General features: G+C 38.6%; 16 protein-coding genes and 3 tRNA genes. 8 read left to right on the plus strand and 11 right to left on the minus strand.

Annotated features, from left to right (window positions below):
- Positions 1-48 precede the first annotated feature (48 nt).
- The 4 genes from ACZZZK_RS02245 to ACZZZK_RS02260 all read right to left on the minus strand — a co-directional run bounded on the left by ACZZZK_RS02245 (position 49) and on the right by ACZZZK_RS02260 (position 2,529).
- Positions 49-122 (minus strand) — tRNA-Pro (locus ACZZZK_RS02245).
- Positions 123-179: 57 nt separating this feature from the next.
- A tRNA-Pro gene (locus ACZZZK_RS02250) sits at positions 180-253 on the minus strand.
- A gap of 102 nt (positions 254-355) precedes the next feature.
- A tRNA-Ser gene (locus ACZZZK_RS02255) sits at positions 356-442 on the minus strand.
- Between the two features lie 80 nt (positions 443-522).
- Positions 523-2,529, minus strand: coding sequence for an HD family phosphohydrolase (locus ACZZZK_RS02260; RefSeq protein ID WP_463486269.1), 2,007 nt, complete (start codon positions 2,527-2,529; stop codon positions 523-525).
- Positions 2,530-2,719: 190 nt separating this feature from the next.
- Here ACZZZK_RS02260 and ACZZZK_RS02265 point away from each other — a divergent pair, with 190 nt between their 5' ends.
- The 8 genes from ACZZZK_RS02265 to ACZZZK_RS02300 all read left to right on the plus strand — a co-directional run bounded on the left by ACZZZK_RS02265 (position 2,720) and on the right by ACZZZK_RS02300 (position 10,835).
- Positions 2,720-3,577, plus strand: coding sequence for an SPFH domain-containing protein (locus ACZZZK_RS02265; RefSeq protein WP_056849385.1), 858 nt, complete (start codon positions 2,720-2,722; stop codon positions 3,575-3,577).
- Positions 3,578-3,581: 4 nt separating this feature from the next.
- On the plus strand, positions 3,582-4,103 hold the full coding sequence (locus ACZZZK_RS02270; RefSeq protein WP_463482664.1) for a hypothetical protein: 522 nt from the start codon (positions 3,582-3,584) through the stop codon (positions 4,101-4,103).
- Between the two features lie 2 nt (positions 4,104-4,105).
- Positions 4,106-4,273, plus strand: coding sequence for a type II toxin-antitoxin system antitoxin (locus ACZZZK_RS02275; protein ID WP_463482665.1), 168 nt, complete (start codon positions 4,106-4,108; stop codon positions 4,271-4,273).
- 176 nt (positions 4,274-4,449) lie between these two features.
- Positions 4,450-5,625, plus strand: a complete 1,176-nt coding sequence (locus ACZZZK_RS02280) for an acetyl-CoA C-acyltransferase (RefSeq protein ID WP_463482666.1) — start codon at positions 4,450-4,452, stop codon at positions 5,623-5,625.
- Between the two features lie 37 nt (positions 5,626-5,662).
- Entirely contained in the window at positions 5,663-6,559 is an 897-nt protein-coding gene (locus ACZZZK_RS02285; protein WP_463482667.1) for a hypothetical protein, read from the plus strand.
- A gap of 146 nt (positions 6,560-6,705) precedes the next feature.
- Positions 6,706-8,475: a peptide MFS transporter gene (locus ACZZZK_RS02290; protein WP_265799281.1), complete on the plus strand. Its 1,770-nt coding sequence runs from the start codon at positions 6,706-6,708 to the stop codon at positions 8,473-8,475.
- 1 nt (position 8,476) lies between these two features.
- Complete coding sequence (locus ACZZZK_RS02295; RefSeq protein ID WP_463482668.1) at positions 8,477-9,979, plus strand: peptide MFS transporter; 1,503 nt, start codon at positions 8,477-8,479, stop codon at positions 9,977-9,979.
- Positions 9,980-10,097: 118 nt separating this feature from the next.
- Positions 10,098-10,835: a polyprenol monophosphomannose synthase gene (locus ACZZZK_RS02300; protein ID WP_463482669.1), complete on the plus strand. Its 738-nt coding sequence runs from the start codon at positions 10,098-10,100 to the stop codon at positions 10,833-10,835.
- Positions 10,836-10,898: 63 nt separating this feature from the next.
- Here ACZZZK_RS02300 and ACZZZK_RS02305 read toward each other — a convergent pair whose 3' ends face one another.
- From ACZZZK_RS02305 to ACZZZK_RS02335, 7 genes are all read right to left on the minus strand, one after another.
- Positions 10,899-11,417 (minus strand): YdeI/OmpD-associated family protein, encoded by a 519-nt coding sequence (locus ACZZZK_RS02305; RefSeq protein WP_463482670.1) that lies wholly within the window; start codon positions 11,415-11,417, stop codon positions 10,899-10,901.
- Positions 11,418-11,421: 4 nt separating this feature from the next.
- Positions 11,422-12,528, minus strand: coding sequence for a Fic family protein (locus ACZZZK_RS02310; protein WP_463482671.1), 1,107 nt, complete (start codon positions 12,526-12,528; stop codon positions 11,422-11,424).
- 81 nt (positions 12,529-12,609) lie between these two features.
- Entirely contained in the window at positions 12,610-13,185 is a 576-nt protein-coding gene (locus ACZZZK_RS02315) for a hypothetical protein (protein ID WP_463482672.1), read from the minus strand.
- A 17-nt stretch (positions 13,186-13,202) separates the two neighbouring features.
- The gene (gene dnaE / locus ACZZZK_RS02320) at positions 13,203-16,220 is read right to left on the minus strand and encodes a DNA polymerase III subunit alpha (protein WP_463482673.1); all 3,018 of its coding nucleotides are present in this window, start codon (positions 16,218-16,220) and stop codon (positions 13,203-13,205) included.
- A gap of 176 nt (positions 16,221-16,396) precedes the next feature.
- Positions 16,397-17,704, minus strand: coding sequence for a DNA polymerase IV (dinB, locus tag ACZZZK_RS02325; protein ID WP_463482674.1), 1,308 nt, complete (start codon positions 17,702-17,704; stop codon positions 16,397-16,399).
- A 311-nt stretch (positions 17,705-18,015) separates the two neighbouring features.
- Positions 18,016-19,971 (minus strand): OmpA family protein, encoded by a 1,956-nt coding sequence (locus ACZZZK_RS02330; protein WP_463482675.1) that lies wholly within the window; start codon positions 19,969-19,971, stop codon positions 18,016-18,018.
- 24 nt (positions 19,972-19,995) lie between these two features.
- On the minus strand, positions 19,996-20,970 hold the full coding sequence (locus tag ACZZZK_RS02335) for a PorP/SprF family type IX secretion system membrane protein (protein WP_463482676.1): 975 nt from the start codon (positions 20,968-20,970) through the stop codon (positions 19,996-19,998).
- Positions 20,971-21,015 lie beyond the last annotated feature (45 nt).

Raw genomic sequence — 21,015 nt, forward strand, 5'->3', positions numbered from 1 at the left:
TAAATTCATCATTTAGAGGGTTTTTGATACAAACTGTATCTGTAGTTGTCGGGATGGCAGGATTCGAACCTACGACCTCCTGCTCCCAAAGCAGGCGCGATACCGGGCTACGCTACATCCCGAACTTAGGTATCACCTTTTTTTAAACCTTTTTTTTGAAAGTAGGTTTGAACTTTTTGTCGGGATGGCAGGATTCGAACCTACGACCTCCTGCTCCCAAAGCAGGCGCGATACCGGGCTACGCTACATCCCGAACTTGGTATCTTCTCTTGTTAAACCCTTTTTCGAAGGGTTGGCAAAGAAACGATTTTTAAATGATAAATCAATTTTTTTGCCAAATTATTTTTTCTTTTTGCGGAGAGGGCGGGATTCGAACCCGCGGTACCGTTACCAGTACGACAGTTTAGCAAACTGTTCCTTTCGGCCACTCAGGCACCTCTCCAACTTCCTCTACTTTCTGTCCTACCGACGTTGTTTTGAGGTCTGCAAATATAGTAAAACAACCTATTCTACAAAAAAAAATTACAAAACTTGTTGATAATCTATTCGCACATGATAGATACTCATTAGCATCGTCTTGAAAATCAATTTGATAGTTTCAATATCTTTTAATGTTAAATCGCAATTATCTAACTGATTTTGCTCCAATTTATAGTTAATAATCCGTTCAACAATATCATTTATGTTCTGAGCATCGGGATTTTTCAGACTTCTAGACGCTGCTTCTACCGAATCTGCTAACATTAGAACGCCTTGTTCTTTGCTAAAAGGGATTGGTCCAGGGTATCTAAAAATATTCTCATCAACGAATTTTTCTGGTGTGTTTTTTAAAAAAGACTGATAAAAATAATCCACCCGGGTATTTCCATGATGCGTTCTAATAAAATCTATAATAGCTTCAGGGATTTGATTTTTCCTGAGAATTTCAATTCCTTTATGAACGTGTTGAATAATAATCTGTGCACTTTGCTCGTAAGGCAGCTTATCGTGTGGACTTATAGCTGTATTTTGGTTTTCTATAAAATATTGTGGATTATCAACTTTACCGATGTCATGATAAAGTGCTCCTGCCCTAACCAAAACAGAGTTTCCTCCAATTTTGAAGATTGCCGCTTCTGCAAGATTAGCAACTTGTAACGAGTGTTGGAACGTTCCAGGTGCTTTGAAAGCAAGCTCGCGAAGCAATTTGTTATTTGTGTTTGTAAGTTCTATTAGGGCAACATCAGAAGTAATACCAAAAATACGCTCAAAAAGGTAAATTAAGGGGTAAGCCAAAAGGGAAAGTAAAACACTGAAAACAAAAGGAATAAAATTGATCCATTCAATTTCCCTGAAACTACCTTCTCTTAATAAAGCAATACCCACAAAAGCAACGAAGTATGAAAAAAGTATAAACATGGCGGAAACTAAAAACCGCTCACGTTTTACGAAGTTTTTAATACTAAAAATGGCAACCATACCAGCAGTTACCTGATAAAACACAAATTCAAAGCTGTTGGCTACAAAAAAACCAGCAATTAGAATCACTAACATGTGCAGGTAAAGTGCCAGACGTGTATCAAAAAGAATCCTTATTATGATAGGAACGACACAGAATGGAATATAATATAAACTTGGAATTTCCATCTTAATGGCCCAAGTAAGTGCCAAAAGCATTCCTGTAGTTACAATAAGTATTAAGGATAGCTGGCGATTATCAGCAAAAATATCTTTCCTGAAAAGAAACAGAAAGGACATCAGAATGGCTAGAATGAAACTTACGAGAACTACCTGACCAAAATAAACTAACACGCTACTACCTATGGTTTTCGTTTGCGCATCGTAAGTAGTTTTGTAAGATTCGAGTTTTTGATAAATTTCTTCATCAATCACATCATTTTTAGATACAATTAACTCGCCCTTTTGCACCATGCCTTTGGTAGTAGAGATATTGCTAATCGTATTATCTTGAATAACCTGAGTTAGCCTTTCATCAAAAACGATATTGGGAGCTATGTGATCCATTGCAAGGTTTGCTACCAGATCAACCATTACTTGACTCGTGGCCTTGAAATTAGCCTTGAAAAACAAGAGTGCACTTTCTGCAGTAAAAACGTCTTGAGTATTTCGAGTTTTTGACACGTTATTTTCCATTAAAGAAAAATCGTAATTTTTTGCGCCACCTTGATGTTTCACATTTAAGCCGATAACTCCTTTTTGATAGATGCTTTTTAAAAGGTTGTAAGCTTCAGTTTTAAACTGAAAACGATCTTTTTCATCAAGTTGCGTTGATTTCCATTTAATATCAAAGTCGTTCGAAAATTCTTCTAAAGCGTTATCGGAAATTGCTTTATCAAATTGGTAAACAGGCAGAATATTTTTTAGGGCATTTTTTTTATCATTACTAACCTGTGGATTGGTTTTTAATATGGCGAAACTAAATGGCGAAATCAGATCTTTATTTTTCCATACAGTGTTCTTTTCGAATTCATATCTAAAACGCGGCTGTTTAGGAAGAAAAAGCGTAATGATGAAAACTGTAAAAATCATCATCACATACTTCAAGTTTGATGAATATTTACGGTAAAGGATTTTGTGTGAATTTTTCTTGATTTTGGCCAAAACGATAGGATTATTGTGCTTTCAAAATTAACATTTTTATCTAATATACATTTTACTGAATTTGTTTGCAATTACCATCTTTTATAATTTACTTTATGATATCAAATTAATATCAATTATGTATCAAGAAAAAATTATCAGTCCTCCATCAGGTTATTTAACCTTTGTATTATTTTTAGCGCTTATTGGTGCTGCTATTTTTTGTTTCGTAACTGAAAGCTTTCTATGGGGAGGTTTACTACTGGCGCTAGATATTTTCCTAATCTTTCCAGGTTTCTTAATTATCAATCCGAATCAATCTATGGTATTAACCTTATTTGGTAAATATATTGGCACCGTTAAGGCCGATGGATTTTTTTGGGTTAACCCATTAACTGCTAAAAGAAGGCTATCATTAAAAGCCAATAACTTAAACGGTCAGCAGCTTAAGGTAAACGATAAGCTGGGAAACCCGATAGAAATTGCTGCCGTTGTGGTATGGAAGGTAAATGAAACTGCAAAAGCTGTTTTTTCGGTAGAAAACTACATGCAGTACGTTAATATTCAAAGTGAAGCTGCTGTAAGACACCTCGCCAATATTTTTCCTTATGATCATTCTGAAGGTGAAGAAGATAGCATCACTTTAAAAGACGGTGCTGATAAAGTTAGTGAGTTGCTCGAAAACGAACTAAACGATAGGCTATCAAGAGCAGGCATTGAAGTTTTGGAAGCAAGGATATCACATTTGGCTTATGCACCAGAAATTGCCAGTGCCATGTTGCAACGTCAGCAAGCAACTGCCGTCATTGCTGCCCGGAAGCTAATTGTTGAAGGTGCCGTAGGCATGGTAGAAATGGCCTTGGCAAAATTATCACAAAAAGGAATTGTTGATTTAGATGAAGAGAGAAAAGCTGCGATGGTGAGTAATTTATTAGTTGTTTTATGTGGAGATCGCCATGTACAGCCCGTAGTAAACACCGGCACACTATACAATTAATGCCATGGAATTTGAAGAAAAACAACAGTTAAACCTGTGGTGGCTTTATATTTTAATCGGCGTGGATGCCATAATGGTAGGTTCTATTGTGCTGTTCGATAAGGGCGGAATGAACTTCCAGGATTTAAAAAATGCATATTTCGCTCCCATTTGGGCGATTTTACTTCCTTTTTTAGTGGTTTATATTATTCAAAAAAACGTTTTGACCTTGAGAATAAATCAAGAAGGAATCTTTTATAAATACTTTCCCTTCAAAATCAAATTAACACCTATCGACTGGAATAGTGTAGAAAATGTTTACATCACAAAATATGATGCCTTCGGCGATTATGGTGGTTATGGAGTGAAAAACAGACTCTGGTTTAAACGAAACGATAAGGCTTACCTTTTAAATGATAAATCGAAGGGGTTACAGATAGAATTTAAAAACGGGAAGAAGCTGTTGTTCAGTTCTAATAAAATTGAAGAAATGGAATTATTCCTCATTAATTTGAAAACAAGATATCAAATACGAGCAATAAGTTAAGGATGGCAGAGAAAGATAAAAAAGCTTTTGTTTTGAGAATTAGTCCTGCTTTGTTAAAGGAAGTAGAAATCTGGGCAGCTGATGAGTTTAGAAGTACAAACGGACAGATTGAATTCTTACTTAATCAGGCGCTTAAATTGCGAAAAAAGGGAAAAACAAAGGAAGACTAAAAACAAACCATTTACACCTCAACGCATCATCATTTGAGATGGTGTCAACCGTTATTAATTTTAATGCGACTGAGCTGACATTTCCTTCATGCTAAAATGGCCGTGTATTCGTTATTGCAATATTAAAAAATGTATAACTTAGCGGACTAACCAAAAATTCATAAAAATATTTATTCATGAAAGAAGTTGTAATTGTATCAGCTACTAGAACACCCATTGGAAGCTTTGGCGGTTCATTAAATCAATTTTCTGCTACACAATTAGGTGGCTTTGCTATTAAAGCTGCCGTTGAGAAAGCTGGTTTAAAACCAGAAGATATAGAGGAAGTTTATATGGGCAACGTGCTATCTGCAAATTTAGGACAAGCCCCAGCAACCCAGGCTGCAAAATTTGCGGGTTTGCCAGATCTTCCTGCTACTACCATTAATAAAGTTTGCGCATCGGGAACCAAGGCGATTATGTTGGCCGCACAAAGCATTGCCAACGGTGATCATGAGATTATGGTTGCAGGCGGTATGGAAAGCATGAGCAATGTTCCTTATTATTTAGATAAAGCAAGGAATGGTTATCGCTTAGGCCACGGGCAGCTTACTGATGGTTTGGTTATAGACGGATTGTGGGACGTTTACAACGATTACCACATGGGTTCTGCTGCTGAACTTTGCGCTTCAGAATGCAACATCAGTCGTGAAGATCAGGATAAGTTTGCAATAGAATCTTACAAACGAGCTCAGAGCGCTCAAACGGAAGGGAAATTTGCAGTTGAAATTACCTCAGTTGAAGTGAAAGACAGAAAAGGTGAAATAACCCTTATTGATACTGACGATGAGCCAACTGCCGTAAAATTTGAAAAAATTCCAGGCTTAAAACCTGTATTTAAAAAAGATGGGACGGTTACTGCAGCCAATGCATCAACCTTAAATGATGGTGCAGCAGCATTAGTGTTAATGAGTGCAGATAAAGCCAAAGAAATGGGGATTAAACCATTAGCGAAAATTTTAGCTTATGCAGATGCACAACAAGCGCCAGAATGGTTTACTACTTCGCCATCAAAAGCGATTCCGCTGGCCTTACAAAAAGCCAATATTGACATTAAAGATGTCGATTATTTTGAAATCAATGAAGCGTTTTCTGTGGTATCAATTGCCAATAATCAACTGTTAGAACTGTCAAACGATAAAGTGAATATTAATGGTGGAGCAGTATCATTAGGGCATCCACTTGGTGCTTCTGGTGCTCGCATTGTGGTTACTTTACTTTCTGTATTGGAACAGAATAACGGTAAAATTGGCGTCGCCGGAATATGCAATGGCGGTGGTGGCGCAAGTGCCATTGTTATCGAAAGAATTTAAAATTTGCCGGGCTTTATGCCCGGCATTCTTAATGTAAATGAAAATCAAAAAAATATATCTTTTATTAATTTTTCTGTTTGCCGGGCTTTATGCTGGTGCCCAGCAAAACACAAAGACACTTGAAAATTTCCAGGATACACTAGTTAAGATATCGAAGGCTACCACCGCAGAAACTTTTGATGTAAAGAAGCTAGAATTGAATGGAAAGTTTGTTAAAACGTTAGTTGATGCACTGAAGACACCTCATTCATTTGGTTTTTCTTTCGATTCATTAAAAAATGTTTCCATCATTAAATCTCCAGATCAGGCTTTTAGAGTAATTAGTTGGTACCTTTTGTTGGAAAATGGTACCTACCGATACTATGGAGCCATCCAAATGAATAGCAACAATGGTCCGCTGAAACTTTTCCCTTTAATCGATCAAACCGAAAACCTGAATGATCCAAATATTATTACTGACAACCAAAAATGGTTTGGGGCCCGTTATTACGAGATTATACCCGTTACCAGTGGTAGCCGGCTGCCCTATTACATCTTGTTGGGATGGAAAGGCAACAATCAAACGACCACTAAAAAGGTAATCGAAATTCTTTCCTTTAGTAAGGATAAGTTAACATTTGGCGCACCAGTTTTCGATGGAAAAAACATAAAAGATAAAAACAGATTCATTTTTGAATACACCAAATCAAATGCGATGCTTTTGAAAACAGATCGAAAAGCAGGTATGATTGTATTTGATCATTTGGCGCCTTTCGATTCTCAGATGACTGGTAGATATGAATTTTATGGATCGGACGGAACGTTTGATGGCTTTAAAATAATAGGTGGAAAACTAAAACTGATGGAAGGTTTAGAATTAAATAATGATCCAAATGCAATGGATGAGTTATATGCCGATCCAAAGAAAAATGTTAAACCAGAACGAAAGTTTTAAAATTTAACGCTGCTTAACAACATCATTACTATTGCTATACGGTAAAAATTTGTGAGTTTGCCAATCGCTACCTATATTGCGCCTTGCAAACAGGCTTAAACAACACACAAATTCTGAATTCATAAACTAAAACCAACAAATGTTTTATGCAAACATCCATTGAAACCAAAGACGATTTCTTTAGCAGCAAAGTATTGGGTCATCCGGCAGGGTTATTCGTGCTTTTCTTCACGGAAATGTGGGAGAGATTTTCGTACTACGGTATGCGTGCTTTACTTGTTCTATTTCTTACTTCTTCCATGTTTGGCGATAACCCAGGATGGGGTTGGCCAAGAGAACATGCGCTTGCAATTTATGGCTCTTATACTTCTTTGGCTTATTTAACTCCTATTTTGGGCGGCTTTATTGCCGATAGATTTATCGGTTATCGTTGGGCGGTTATCTTGGGGGCGCTTTTAATGACCCTGGGACACCTATCGATGGCCTTCGAGTTCAATCCAATTTTCATGTACCTTGGATTATGCCTTTTGGTGGTTGGAAACGGTTTCTTTAAACCAAACATGACTTCGATTTTATCACACATGTACAAAAAACATCCAGAGAAAAAAGATGGTGCATATACTATTTTTTACATGGGTGTTAACTCAGGAGCATTTCTAGGAATGTTATTATGCGGTTACATTGGCGAGAATCCAAATTGGGGTTGGAGCTATGGTTTCGGTTTGGCCGGAATTTTCATGTTTGTAGGTATGCTTCAATTCTATTTCACTAAAAATATATTTGGTTCAATTGGGCTTAAACCTGAGAAAAACAATGTAGTTATTGATGAAGATGAAGACCCTGCAGAGGCAAAAAAAAATCCTTTCTCCCTATTCGATATCGTACTTATTGGGCTAATATCAATCATTGGGCTAATCTGGATTATAAATGATCCGGTATCAAAAATTACCGGTTCAACGGTGTTTAATTTTAAAATCGGCAGTTTAACGGGAGATAACTTCGCTATTATCATCGCACTGGCCTTGTTTATTTTTATCTTGATTAAAAGGATTGCACAATACTCACCTAAGCTGAGAGATAAAATGATTGTGGTAATCGTACTTGCTTTTATCACTATCTTCTTTTGGGCTTCGTTTGAGCAAGCCGGCGGTTCGATGACGATTTTCGCAAAAGACTACACGGCAAGGTTATTAGAAGGAAATGCCAAAATTATCTTCAATGTTGCCAATACATTGATTACGGTGGTTCCTTTGGTCATTATTACTTACGTTCTTTTTAGTTTATTCAGAAAAACATTTGCAAATTTCGCGTTGGGGAATATTATTCTTGCAGCCGGTTTTGCTATCATTTGGGGATTGGTAATTTACATGCTGAAAAACCAGTATAGCGATGTTAAAGCTGAAGTTCCTGCAACCTGGTTTGGTGTATTAAATTCATTATTCATTATTTCCTGTGCACCTATTGTTTCAAAACTTTGGGAGAGCAAATTCAACCCTACCGCCACTGTAAAAAACGGTATCGGAATGATTTTATTGGGTATCGGCTTTGCTGCTTTGGCTTATGGTTCGAGTTCAATTCCACCAGGTGCGAAAATTGCCTCCGTAAGTATGATCTGGTTAATTCTAGCTTACTTTTTCCATACCATGGGTGAACTTTTTATTTCTCCTGTTGGCTTATCTTATGTTTCAAAATTGGTTCCGGGAAGAATGATCGGGATCATGTTCGGAATATGGTATTTAGCCATAGCCATTGGAAACAAAATTGCAGGTACCATGGGTGGAATGATTGATAAAATTACGGCGCAGTATTCGATGTCGACATTCTTTTTGATTTTCACTTTGATCCCAGTAGGATTAGGTATTTTCATTATGCTGTTAACGCCGATCATCAAAAAATTAATGCACGGGGTTAAATAGCATGCAAATCGCTACAGAAAAAACGCCTTCTATTGAAACATTAGAAGCGATTCAGAATTTTGATGGTAAATATCCGAAGCAACTTTGGTATTTATCATTAGTAGAGATGTGGGAACGCTTCTGTTTTTATGGGATGCGAGGTGTCCTGGCGTTTTTCATGGTTGATCAATTGGGATTAACTGATCAAAAATCGAATCTCCAATACGGTGCAATTCAGGCTTTTGTTTATGCCTTTACCTTTATTGGCGGCATCTTTGCCGATAAGATTTTAGGTTTTAGGAAGTCGCTCTTTTGGGGCGGATCGTTAATGATTATCGGAAACCTGATTTTAGCTTTTTCTCCTCAGGATTTATTTTATGTAGGGATTACGCTTTCAATCATTGGAACTGGTTTTTTCAAGCCAAATATTTCATCGATGGTTGGCGAACTTTACCACGAAAAAGACAACCGAAGAGATGCAGGTTATGGTCTTTTTTATGCCGGGATAAATGTTGGAGGCCTTTTAGGTGGCGCTATGTGCATTTACTTAGGTAAATATGTTTCCTGGCATTTGTGTTTTCTTTCGGCAGCTGTTGTAATGGCTTTCGGTTTGGGAACCTTTATCTTTACCAAAAAGTTTTTAGGTCCTATTGGAAATTCTCCATTGCTTAATCTAGAAAAATCTAAAAGAACCGCTTACGAAATATCCGTTTACATAGGCTCTTTGCTTTGTATTCCATTGATCTTTATCATGGTTAAAAACACTGCCTATACTGACTATTTTATGTACACTATCGGCATTGTAGCTTTAATCTATTTTATCTACGAAACCGCAATGGTTAAAGACATCAAGGCACAATATAAACTGATTGCTGCGTTTGTATTCATATTTTGCTACTTCATTTTTATGGCAATATCCGAGCAAAGTGGCGGTTCCTTATCTCTTTTTGCTAAAGACAATTTAGATCACAGTTTGCTTTTTTTCAACATCGATCCCAATGTGGTGAACAACAGCGTAAACTCATTCTTCGTAATTGTTTTCAGTCCTTTGGTGGGTTTGTTATGGATTGGAATGTACAAACGCAAAATTGAACCCAATACGGTTGTTAAATTTGGAATCGGTTTTCTGTTGTTGGCGCTGAGCTTTTATGTTTTTTACGCAACGAGATTTTTTTCCAATGAGCAAGGGATAAGTTCCCTAAATATTTTCACCCTGGCCTATCTCCTACTTACTTTGGGCGAGCTATGCTTGGGGCCAATTGGCATGTCGATTATTACGAAACTTTCGCCAAAGAAAATGTTTGGTATGATGATGGGACTTTGGTTTCTCTCGAGTGCATTTGGCCAGCTTGCTGCCGGCAAATTGGGTGCAGAAATGTCGAGCATTGATAATGCTTCGTTAATGACAAAGCTGGTAGCTTACACCGAAGGGTATAAAGCATTAGCACTTTACTCGCTTATTGCAGGTATAGCCTTAATCGCATTTTCACAATTGGTTAAAAAGCTAATGGGAGAAGTAAGATAATACATCAAATACAACACAATCAAGAGCCTGAAAGAAAATTTCGGGCTTTTGGTTTTTAATAACTAATTTCGCCCCATACAACAATTCCTCAATCGTAATTCTAAAATTATACCAACACGTGTCTGATAGTTTAGTAATCATCCCTACCTATAATGAAAAGGAAAACATTGAAAAGATCATTAGAAAGGTTTTTTCATTAACGCAACCTTTTCATGTGCTTATTGTTGATGATGGATCTCCGGATGGCACTGCAAACATTGTGAAAACGCTGCAAGTTGAATATGGCGGGAAACTATTTATAGAGGAACGGGCGGGCAAACAAGGCTTGGGTACAGCATATATTTATGGTTTTAACTGGGCTTTGCAGCGTGATTATGAGTACATTTTTGAAATGGACGCTGATTTTTCTCACAACCCGGATGACTTATTCAGGCTTCGCGAAGCTTGTGTGAATGGTGCTGATCTTGCTATCGGATCTCGTTATGTTAGAGGGGTTAATGTTGTAAATTGGCCAATGGGAAGAGTTCTCATGTCGTATTTTGCATCAATGTACGTTCGTTTTATTACTCGAATTAACATTCAGGATGCGACAGCAGGCTTTAAGTGTTATCGTAGAATTGTACTACAAACTATCCCATTGGAAAAAATACGTTTTGTAGGCTATGCTTTCCAAATTGAGATGAAATTTACCGCCATTAAGTTTGGATTTAAGGTAGTTGAAGTTCCAATTATTTTTACAGATAGAACAGAGGGAACATCAAAAATGAGTACCCGTATTTTCAGAGAAGCTTTTCTAGGAGTGATTCAAATGAAGGTGAGCAGCTGGTTTAGAAATTACAGTCGGGAGAAAAGTTAACTGCTGAAAGTTAAAACTTGCAGGTTGAAAGTATCGACCGACTTATGGTTCGAGACTATGGACTTAGGACTCAAGACTTCTTTTTTGGCTTGCCCTGATCATTGCTCCAAAGTCTTGCCCTTTCTCCATCGCCATAACTGTCATTGTGAGGCGCTTCGTTCTCGTTGGTTCGGTTTTAGCTTCGTTGATGTATTTAATAAAATAGTTTTGATGTGATTTTGAAAGATTTAGAAATCGCTCTAATAAATCATCAACATCGGCCAGGCACATTTCCAAATCTTCGGGTATTTCTATTTTAAAGTTTTTATCTTCTTCCAGCCACAATTCTACTTTTGCCCCAGCCTCTTTTTTTAATTTTTTTCGAAGTTCGGCTCGAAGCGCAATAATGAAATCACCTTCACCCATTGGAACTGTAGCGACGCCTGCGATTTCCACATCATCTATTTTTCCTCTTACCCTAAAAGAAACTTTACAATCAGCTTTAATTTGATTGGCTATTATCGCTGGAATAAAAACATAGCTCCAACCCGTTTTATCGGCCATTTGTTCAAACTTTTCTATTTCGGCTTTGATGTGGATCATGGGTTTAAGTTAAATTTATTTTATAGTGCACGCTTCTTCCTGCCCCAAAAGATTCCAGCACACCTAAATTTTCTAACTCTTTTAAATCTCTGGTTGCTGTAGCTTTAGATGACTTAGTTAATGAGATATATTTTTTTGCAGTCATTCCTCCTTCGAAACCATCAGGGCCAAAACTGAACATTTTTTGTAGCACCTTTACCTGTCTTTCGTTAAATTTATCTTTAAACAAGTCGAACATCTTAATTTTGCTAAGTGTAAAATCGATCATTTGTTTAGCATCTAATTGAGCAATCAATGCCGTTTCAACAAAATACGCCAACCAACTTGAAATTTCATCACTCGCTTGGGCAGTTTTCAATGCATCGTAGTAAGCCCTTTTATTCCGTTCAATTATTTTAGATAAACTAAGCATCACTGGTCTTCCCAAAGTTTGCGAAAGCGCCTTCTCAGCAATAGCACGTCCTATTCGTCCATTTCCATCCTCAAATGGATGGATACTTTCAAAATATAAATGAGCAATGCCTGATCTAACTACCGGATCATCAATCTCTTTTTTCCCATTAGGCATTGTGTCATTGAACCATTCAATAAAAAGTTTCATTTCTTTTGGCACGTTGTAGGATGGTGGCGCTTCAAAATGTATTTTTTCTTTGTCTAAACCGCCGGAGACTACTCTCATCGGTTCATCGCTCATTCTCCACGCACCAACATTCACAACCTTGTTATCTCCAAGCAATAACCGGTGCCAATGAAACAAAATTTGCTCATCTAAAGGTTTATTGAACGTGTTTCTTACATCAATCATTAAATCGGCAATGCCTAATGCTCTTTTATCTTTAATTACCTCTACAACCTTATTTATACCTAAGTTATTCTTGATAGAAGACATTACATCTTCTCTACTCAAAAATTCTCCTTCTATTGCTGAAGTTTTAATGGCTTCCGATAAAATTGTTTCTAAAAGGGTTTCTTGTCTAAGATCGGCTGGCAGCGATTTTAATAAGACATTAACTTCTCCGGTTTCTTGTGCAAAATTGTACAACTTACTTGCAATTTCTTTAATTGAGTAAGCAAATTTTGGCCAATCTGGAAGTTCCCAATTATAGTTCATGAGCCGAATATACGATTTATTCGGCTCAAAAACTAGCCAAATCATGAGCCGATTAACGAAATTAATCGGCTCAGAGCTTTGTTAAAATAGACAAAGTTGTCTTTCCAAAAGTCGATTCCCGAGAAAGTAGAATTCATATAATACTTCATACTGACCTCTTAAAGGATTAAACTTTCTGATTGCAATCTTTTCACAAAGAAAATCTAAATTTATCTCATCAAATGCATTCTTAGCAACTTTAATTTGGCTGGAAGTTAATTTTCGTCCAATGGAGATATGTGCAGCTCCTCCATGTTTTACACACATTGTTTTTAATCCAATTCTAAAGATTCTTAGAAGATTGCTTAGATATAATTTTGAATCATGGGATGGCAATAAAACTACAGCCCCGTTCCTACTGGAAACTACTAAATTGTTAAATGATACATCTTGATATTTCTGGCTATAACAAAAGTTCTTCATATATAATTTATATAAAACAAATTCGCTGGGATTTGCAGGGAATTCGACAATTGTAATGTGTGCTTCTGAATTTCGACTGGCATAATCACCAACTTTATCTGCCAAAAGATCTTTAATGGCCTTAACTTTATCAATAATTTCTTTTTGAGGGTAAAGAACTATTGAATACCACTCTCGGTGTGATTTTAAATTCATACTATTTCTTATTTCTATTAATCAACCGCTACCGGGTTCATCTTAATATCCAACTTGGCGAACTTTAAAACTTCCACACTTTGGAAGCCAAAGTCTTCAACAACTTTACCCAATATCAGATAACAGCCCTTTCCTTTGAAAGGATACATTGGAGTTGCGTTAGGAAAATGGGTTGTATCAAAAAAATCGCCATTACTATCTAAAAAAGTCCCAAACCACATTTTAGTGTTTTTTACGGTTCGAACGGTTTTTTCGCAAACGTAATTCCCTACCATTCTGACTGTTTTCCCTACGTTCTTATTCATATCGGCAGCCATTATTTCTCCGCGGTAGCTGGTTTTTAAAAAATCAAACATTTGGTAGTTTAGCGGAAAACCCAATAGTTCCCATTCTACGTACGCGTCTTCAATCGGAGAGTTGGCCAGTTCTGGCAGCGTATATTCTTTGCGTTCGAGGCTAAACAACTCGGCCGCATTTACAATTTTGTTCTTGTGTCCTAAATAGTTGTAAATATCCCAGAGTAGTGTTTTCTTATCTTTTCCGGTAAACCTAAGGGCGCCTAAGCGAATCAATAGTATTGCTTGTTCTAATGTAATTTGAGTTCGTTTTACGAAATTCTCTAAATCTTTGAAAGGTCCATTCAACCTGCGTTCCTGAGGAATACTTTCAATAAATTTATGCTCCAAACCCTGAACTCCCGTGAAGCCTAAAAAAGCATTATTTCCTTTTATGTTCACCACTTCATCGCTGTGGTTTACACAAGGCAAATGTACATTTGCACCAGTTTTTTGAAGCTCGTGAACATAAACCCACCTATTGTAAAAACCGCCATAATTATTTAAAACCGCCACCATAAACTCTTTTGGATAATAAGTTTTTAGGTATAAACTTTGGTAACTTTCTACAGCAAAAGAAGCAGAGTGTGCCTTAGAAAAACTGTAGCCGGCAAAGGAAGATATCTGTCGCCACACTTCGGTAATTAATTCTTCTGAATGCCCTTGCTTACGGGCAGAAATAAAAAACTTATTCACGAGTTCTTCAAAAGCTAACTTAGATCGATATTTACCGCTCATCGCTTTTCGCAGCACATCGGCATCGGCCAAATCCAAACCTGCAAAATAATGGCAAACTTTAATCACATCTTCCTGGTAAACCATAACCCCGTACGTTTCTTTAAGCTGTTCCTTCATCTCTTCGCAGAGATAAACCACCTTATCGGGCGCATGATAACGCTCAATGAAAGATTTCATCATGCCAGAACTCGCCACTCCTGGACGAATAATCGAACTCGCCGCTACCAGGGTTAAATAATCTTCGCACTTCAATTTCTTTAGTAATTGGCGCATGGCTGGCGACTCGATATAAAAGCAACCAATGGGCTGGCCTTCACGCAAAATAGCATTGAGGTTTGGATCATTTTTAAAAGTTTTAAAATCATGAATATCGATATCACGACCGCAATTTTTCTTGATCAGTTGCACTGCTTCACGAATATGGCCGATGCCTCGTTGGCTCAATACATCAAACTTTTCATAACCTATTGCCTCTGCCTCGTACATATCCCACTGTACTGTTACAAAACCTTTTGGAGGCAAATCTAAAGCAGTATAATAAGTAATAGGTTCTTCAGAAATGAGAATACCCCCTGCATGAATGGAACGTTGATTTGGCATATTTTGCATGTGATGGTGAACGGCAGCTAACTTTTGATAGGTAGCATTTTGCTGATTTTCACGTTCCTTTGTGGGGTCGATGAAACCATCAATTTCTTCTTTCGGCAAACCAAGCACTTTACCAATTTCTCGAATAATGGCCCGGTCTTTAAAAGTGCTCATCGTACCTAAAAAAGCAACATGCCACTTCGGGTATTTATTAAAAATATATTTCTGAATGGTTTCCCGCTCATCCCAGGCAAAGTCTATATCAAAATCTGGGGGGCTGGTACGTTTCTCATGTAAAAACCTCTCGAAGTATAAATCAAGATCAATGGGATCTACATCAGTAATGCGCAGACAATAAGCAACGATGCTGTTTGCACCCGACCCTCTACCTACATGGTAAAACTTGCATTTTCCCATGGCGTATCGAACAATATCGAACGTAATTAAAAAGTAGGCGCAGTAGTGTTTCAGTTCAATGATGCGCAACTCTTTTTCCATTCGTTCCCTGGCAACTGGATTATTTTTGCCGTAACGATTTTCTAAACCTTTGTATGCAATTCGCCTGAGCAAAATCTTGTCCAAATCTTCACCTTCCTTACAATAGGAAAAGCGGTTTTTAGAGACAGGCTGAGGGCCAGGCTCAAAATAACTGCTCAAATCGCATGCATTTAATAATTTCTGTGTATTCTCAACAATGAACGGAAATGCTTCAAACTTGAGTTTCAACTCTTCTTCGGAAACCAAAACTTCATTAAATCCGCATTTTGCATTTTCTGGCACCAGGGTTAATAAGGTATTCAATTCAATCGCTCGTAGATATTCATGTAAGCGATGTTCTACCCGGCTACCTACCGTAACCGGATGCCAGATTACCAACTTTTCCTTTTGCCCGAGCAAAGGGTGTTTGTAAAGGTGGTTTAACTGATCGCTTTTTATGCCGATAAACTCATTCGATTTTAATGTCCGATTAAAAATTTTAGTAAAAGGATAAATAAAATAAACATCGTTAAGAATGGGCGCAGTATCCGGAAGTGGAATATTTTCGATATTATGGAAGCTCAAAAACTCGTTGAGCGCCCGCATCCCTTCTCTGTTTCTTGCAATACCGATATATAAAAGCTGCTGGTCTTTTCTAAATTCTATTCCAGTGATGGGTTTGAGTGGATAGGGAATATTTCCTTTTTGAACATCATCTGCTTCTTTCGCAATTCCTTGTCGATAGCATTCCCTAATGAATTCGACAGCTCCGGTAGAATTGTTGATATCTGTTAAAACAAGCTGACCAATATTTAAAGCACGGGCTTTGGCAACGATTGTTTGAATATCCATCGTTCCGTATTTTAAGCTATATGATGAATGTACGTTAAGAAACATTTCAGTTGTCGGTTACCAGTTGGCAGTTGCCGGTTTTCAGTTGCCAGTTTCCAGTTGGCAATTAACAGTTGCCAGTTGTTAGTTGCCGAATTCCTTGCTGGTTGACAGTTTCCGGGCTTCCAGGTTTAGGGTTAAGGATAGATTATTAAACATTTAACCAATTGTAATGAAAAAAGCTATCCGTCTAATTTGGTAGCTGTTCCTAAATCAGCGTTAATAAAAGTTCTAATTCTCGATCGCTTTCTTTCTTCTCCATTTTCATTTTCAGCTCCAGGCAACTTTTTCTTTCGGGGATTATATTTGATGACTTTTCCATTTTCATCTCGTTCCGGGCCTTTAACAATACAGGCTTTTACAACCGATTCGATACCGTAATGATTCCTCACTTTATCCATCGCCTGGTATAAATCGTATTCTTCTTCTGAAGTATGATATAAACCAATCTGTTCGAAACCGCTTACCAGATGAGACAACCTCACACCGATTAAGCGTAACAACATTCTTTTGCTATATAGCTTCTTAAATAACTCGTGTGCTTTGGAAATCAGGAAAGAATCGAGTGCGGTATAAGGAATTCGGGCCTGTTGCGTTACGGTTTCAAAATTCGAATAACGAATGGTAACCGTAATGCAGGCGGTTAACTTCTGCTGACTCCGGAGCTCGTAAGTGAGGTTAGTGACCATGCCGCTTAAAATCGCCTTCATTTTTGCGATATCCATACTGTCGCTTTCAAAAGTCGTTTGTGTACCGATCGATTTCCGTTCACGGTAAGGAACTACTGGTGAAAAATCTATACCATTGGCTTTCTGCCAAATTGCCAAGCCCTGCTGGCCTAGAATTTTAAACATTAAATCTTGAGGAACTTCTGCTAAAGTTTGGATTTTCCGAACCCCCATTTCGCTTAGCTTTTTATAAGTTGCATCGCCAATACCTGGAATTTTGTGTACCGGCAAAGGGTTTAAAAAAGGTCGAACTTCTGGAAAGGGAATTTCCAACTCTCCATTTGGCTTACATTCATTGGTGCCGATTTTAGAGACGGTTTTATTTACCGACAAGCCGAAAGAAATTGGCAATCCCATTTCTTTGATAATCGTTTGCCGAAGTTCGGAAGCAAATTTCATACAGCCGAAAAACTTGTCCATACCTGTCATATCGATATAATGTTCATCAATACTAGCCTTCTCAAATAAAGGAACACGATCGGCTATAATTTCGGTAATTTCATGCGAAGCCCTGGAATAGTCATCCATATTTCCCCTTACAAAAATAGCCTGAGGACAAAGCTGTTTTGCCATTCGACCCGGCATTGCTGCATGCACGCCAAATTTACGGGCTTCGTAGCTACAGGAAGTCACTACGCCCCGATCTGCACTGCCACCAACAATTACTGGTTTGCCAACTAGTTTAGGATTCTTCCGAAGTTCAACTGATACGAAAAATGCATCTTGATCCATATGAATGATATGTTTGTCCTTGTCCGTCATGATTCCAACATTACCAAATTCTGCAAATTACCTCAAATTCAAAACCAAAAATACTAATTAATTTAGTTTTAATCTCGATTTATCGGATATTTTATCCACAAAATACTAACATTTTTAGTCTTAAAGAGTTCTCATATCTCAATCCAAAAAAATTAACCTAAAAAAAAGATGCCCTGACATCGCTACCAGGGCATCTTTTAAAGTAAAGATTAATTAAGACTTTTTTAAGTTCGTTGAACTGCTAAAAAGCATTTATTCAGAACCGCATTTTGAGCAAACACATTTTCATAATATTCTACCTTCTCTATAAATTATTGCTTCACAATTTTAAATTCGGTTCTTCTGTTCAACTGGTGGTCTGCATCGCTGCATTCGATGCCGTTGGCACACTTATTCAATAGCTGCGTTTCGCCATAACCTTTAGCCGTGATGCGGTTTCTATCAATGCCCTTAGAAATGATATATTGAACCGCAGATTCAGCACGTTTTTGAGATAATGTAAGGTTGTAGCTGTCTTTACCGCGACTATCGGTATGTGAGTCAAGCTCAATCCATATGGTAGGGTTATCGACCATAATCCTAACCAGCTTATCCAGTTCCATTGCGGCATCAGCACGAATGTTCCATTTATCAAAATCGTAGTAGATGTTTTCCAATCTGATTGCCCTGTTGATTTCGACCGGTTCGAGATGCAGATCCTGTCTAATCACCTCAGAAGTTGTCAAACCGATTGTGGCCAGATTCTCGGTATCCAACCGGTAATTGGTTTTTTCTGCGCTTACATTGTATTCGCTTTCTGCTGAGAGATTGAATTTGTAATTCCCATCGGCATCTGCTTCAGTTTTGATGGATCCACCGCCTACCCTGGCAAGCGTAACCAGCGCATTGGGTAAAGGTTGACTGGTCTTCTTATCGAATACCGTACCCTCCAGTTTGAAAGCGATAATCATTTTCTGATCGATGCCGTAAATATCGTCGCTGCCCAAACCATTGTTTCTGTTTGAAGACAGATAAGCGATGCCGCCCTTTTCATTCAGGCTAAAGCCAAAATCATCTTGCGGTGAGTTAAAAGGATAGCCCATATTCTCGATTTTACCAATACCTGAACCATCTCTCAGTGCCCTGAAAACATCCAGCCCGCCCATACCAACATAGCCGTCGCTCGAGAAAAACAGGTTGTTGTTGACATCAAAAACAGGACTGCGTTCGTTTCCAGCGGTATTGATTTCTTCCAGATTGACCGGCTTTCCCCACTCTCCTGCATCGGTTTTCAAAGAAACGTAAATATCTGTTCCGCCCTTTCCACCCGGCATGTTCGATGCAAAATATAGACTTGTTCCACTCGCAGAGATAAACGGATCGCCAACAGAATACCGGTTTACATCGTTGTACGGAAAAGCGACCGGTTCGCCCCAGCTTCCATCAGCGGCTTTTGTACTGCTGTATATTTCTACATTGACCGTGCTTGGCCTGTTTTTTACTTTTTCCAGATCGTCCGGAATGGGCGTCATGGTGAAATATACCGTGTTCCCATCGGCGGTAAAGGTTGCCGATCCAACATGGTACCGGGTACCTGTTTTTATGGGAAACAATTTCAAGCTATCCGTTGGACTACTATTGATGTACAGTTTTAAATATCCATTCCCGGTCCAACCATAAATATTTTTATCGGGAGTTTGAGCTCCGTCGAATTTTAAAAACGGTGTATTTTCTTTTGATTCCAGACCAGTCTCGGTTCTATCTGAGGTGAAAACTACCCCGCCCTGGTAAGTGGTAGCGCCCCAGTCGGACTGACTGCTGTTCAAGGATTTTTGATTGATCAGTTCCACTTGCTTCGGATGTCTCATCCATTGCAGAGCCGAATCACAAGAGGAAAGCCAAACGTCTTTTTGGCGCTCGGTAACATCTTTTTTCTGGTCGATATAGTTTTGATACTGAACCTTGGCTTCGCTATACTTGGAGTTATTTTGCAAAGCCTTTGCATAACCTAAAATGTTTTCAGGTTTTTTGCCATTTAGTTTTGAGGCAATAGCAAACCAGCTTTCCGCCTGTTTGTAATTATTCATGTAAGCATAAGCATTGGCCAGACGCTCTGCCGCATGCAAAGTTTCTTTCTTTTTATAAGCCTGTTCGTATAAATCTACAGCTTTGGCATAATTGAAAAGTTCGAACTGCTTGTCTGCATCTTTTAATACGTACTGTGCCCTTGCTGAAAAACCGACTGCCAAAAGGCAGTAAACAGTAAAAGCTGGTAAAATTTTGTTCATTATATGTTGATCGCTGTTAATTTATTAGAAAACCCTTGGTGTCGCCATTCTGATATTTGGCCTGATGAAGGAATAGGAAATCGAAATTTCGTGTGTGCCGCCGCTGTACCCCTGCAACGGACCGATCGAGAAATCGTACCCATAGCCAATTCTCAGCTTTTCGGTCGGAAAAATCTGAATCGCGGCCACTGCCGAGTTTCTGGGTGTAAGGTCTCTCTGAAGGTAGCTTTTATCGTAAAGCTTTACCCCCGTCCGGTAAGATCCCCCAACCCACAAAAATTCTTTGATCATCAAAAAAGCATTGACATCCAGACTTGTCGGTCCGCCCCTGTCATCCTTCAACAGGAACGAGGGCTTGACCTGGAAATCTTCATTTATGGGAAACAGAGCCCCTGCAGTCAGGTAGTAATGGGGTTTTGGCTGAGGGATGAAGGCGTAACGATCAATGTTGATGTAGGTGGCAATCAGATTATCCACCGAGAAGCCGGCATAATATCTGTCATTCGCAAAATAAACCCCTGCCCTGGCATCCGGAACAGTGGTGCTCTGTACGCCGACCGGCTGAAAAGGTTCTGGATCGTTGGGATTCAGCATCGAACCATCAATGCCCAGTTGGGCCATTCCAACACCTAAACCCAAAGCCAACCGCGAACTTCCGTCATCGTTTAACCGGATCCGGTAAGCGTAATTGCCATAAACGGCCAGATTGGTCTGTGCACCCAGTTTATCGCTCGATACCTGAAGCGCCAGGCCCACGTTGCCGCTGTTTGCAATCGCATCTACGGCGAGCGACATGCTTTTGGGTGCGCCGGTGATCCCCGTCCACTGACTGCGGTAAAAACTGTGCACATTCAAGACCTCTTTGTAACCCGCATAGGCCGGATTGATGTAGATGCCGTTGAACATGTACTGACTGTACTGTGCATCTTGCTGGGCAACAACCGGTCCTGCAAAAAACAGGATGGAGCACCCGAATAACAATAATAATTTCTTCATCATCTTAATATCTTAAGGGGAAATCAGGTTTGAACTCCTGATTTCCCT

This window comes from Pedobacter sp. AC163 (assembly GCF_979258665.1).

Bases quoted from the DNA above. Each gene is read 5' to 3' on its own strand.
- ACZZZK_RS02310 (WP_463482671.1), bottom strand. From the start codon at position 12,528: ATGAACTATAATTGGGAACTTCCAGATTGGCCAAAATTTGCTTACTCA.
- ACZZZK_RS02315 (WP_463482672.1), bottom strand. From the start codon at position 13,185: ATGAATTTAAAATCACACCGAGAGTGGTATTCAATAGTTCTTTACCCT.
- ACZZZK_RS02275 (WP_463482665.1), top strand. From the start codon at position 4,106: ATGGCAGAGAAAGATAAAAAAGCTTTTGTTTTGAGAATTAGTCCTGCT.
- ACZZZK_RS02305 (WP_463482670.1), bottom strand. From the start codon at position 11,417: ATGATCCACATCAAAGCCGAAATAGAAAAGTTTGAACAAATGGCCGAT.
- ACZZZK_RS02285 (WP_463482667.1), top strand. From the start codon at position 5,663: ATGAAAATCAAAAAAATATATCTTTTATTAATTTTTCTGTTTGCCGGG.
- dnaE (WP_463482673.1), bottom strand. From the start codon at position 16,220: ATGTTTCTTAACGTACATTCATCATATAGCTTAAAATACGGAACGATG.
- ACZZZK_RS02330 (WP_463482675.1), bottom strand. From the start codon at position 19,971: ATGAACAAAATTTTACCAGCTTTTACTGTTTACTGCCTTTTGGCAGTC.
- ACZZZK_RS02335 (WP_463482676.1), bottom strand. From the start codon at position 20,970: ATGATGAAGAAATTATTATTGTTATTCGGGTGCTCCATCCTGTTTTTT.
- ACZZZK_RS02290 (WP_265799281.1), top strand. From the start codon at position 6,706: ATGCAAACATCCATTGAAACCAAAGACGATTTCTTTAGCAGCAAAGTA.
- ACZZZK_RS02280 (WP_463482666.1), top strand. From the start codon at position 4,450: ATGAAAGAAGTTGTAATTGTATCAGCTACTAGAACACCCATTGGAAGC.
- ACZZZK_RS02295 (WP_463482668.1), top strand. From the start codon at position 8,477: ATGCAAATCGCTACAGAAAAAACGCCTTCTATTGAAACATTAGAAGCG.
- ACZZZK_RS02270 (WP_463482664.1), top strand. From the start codon at position 3,582: ATGGAATTTGAAGAAAAACAACAGTTAAACCTGTGGTGGCTTTATATT.
- ACZZZK_RS02265 (WP_056849385.1), top strand. From the start codon at position 2,720: ATGTATCAAGAAAAAATTATCAGTCCTCCATCAGGTTATTTAACCTTT.
- ACZZZK_RS02260 (WP_463486269.1), bottom strand. From the start codon at position 2,529: ATGATTTTTACAGTTTTCATCATTACGCTTTTTCTTCCTAAACAGCCG.
- dinB (WP_463482674.1), bottom strand. From the start codon at position 17,704: ATGACGGACAAGGACAAACATATCATTCATATGGATCAAGATGCATTT.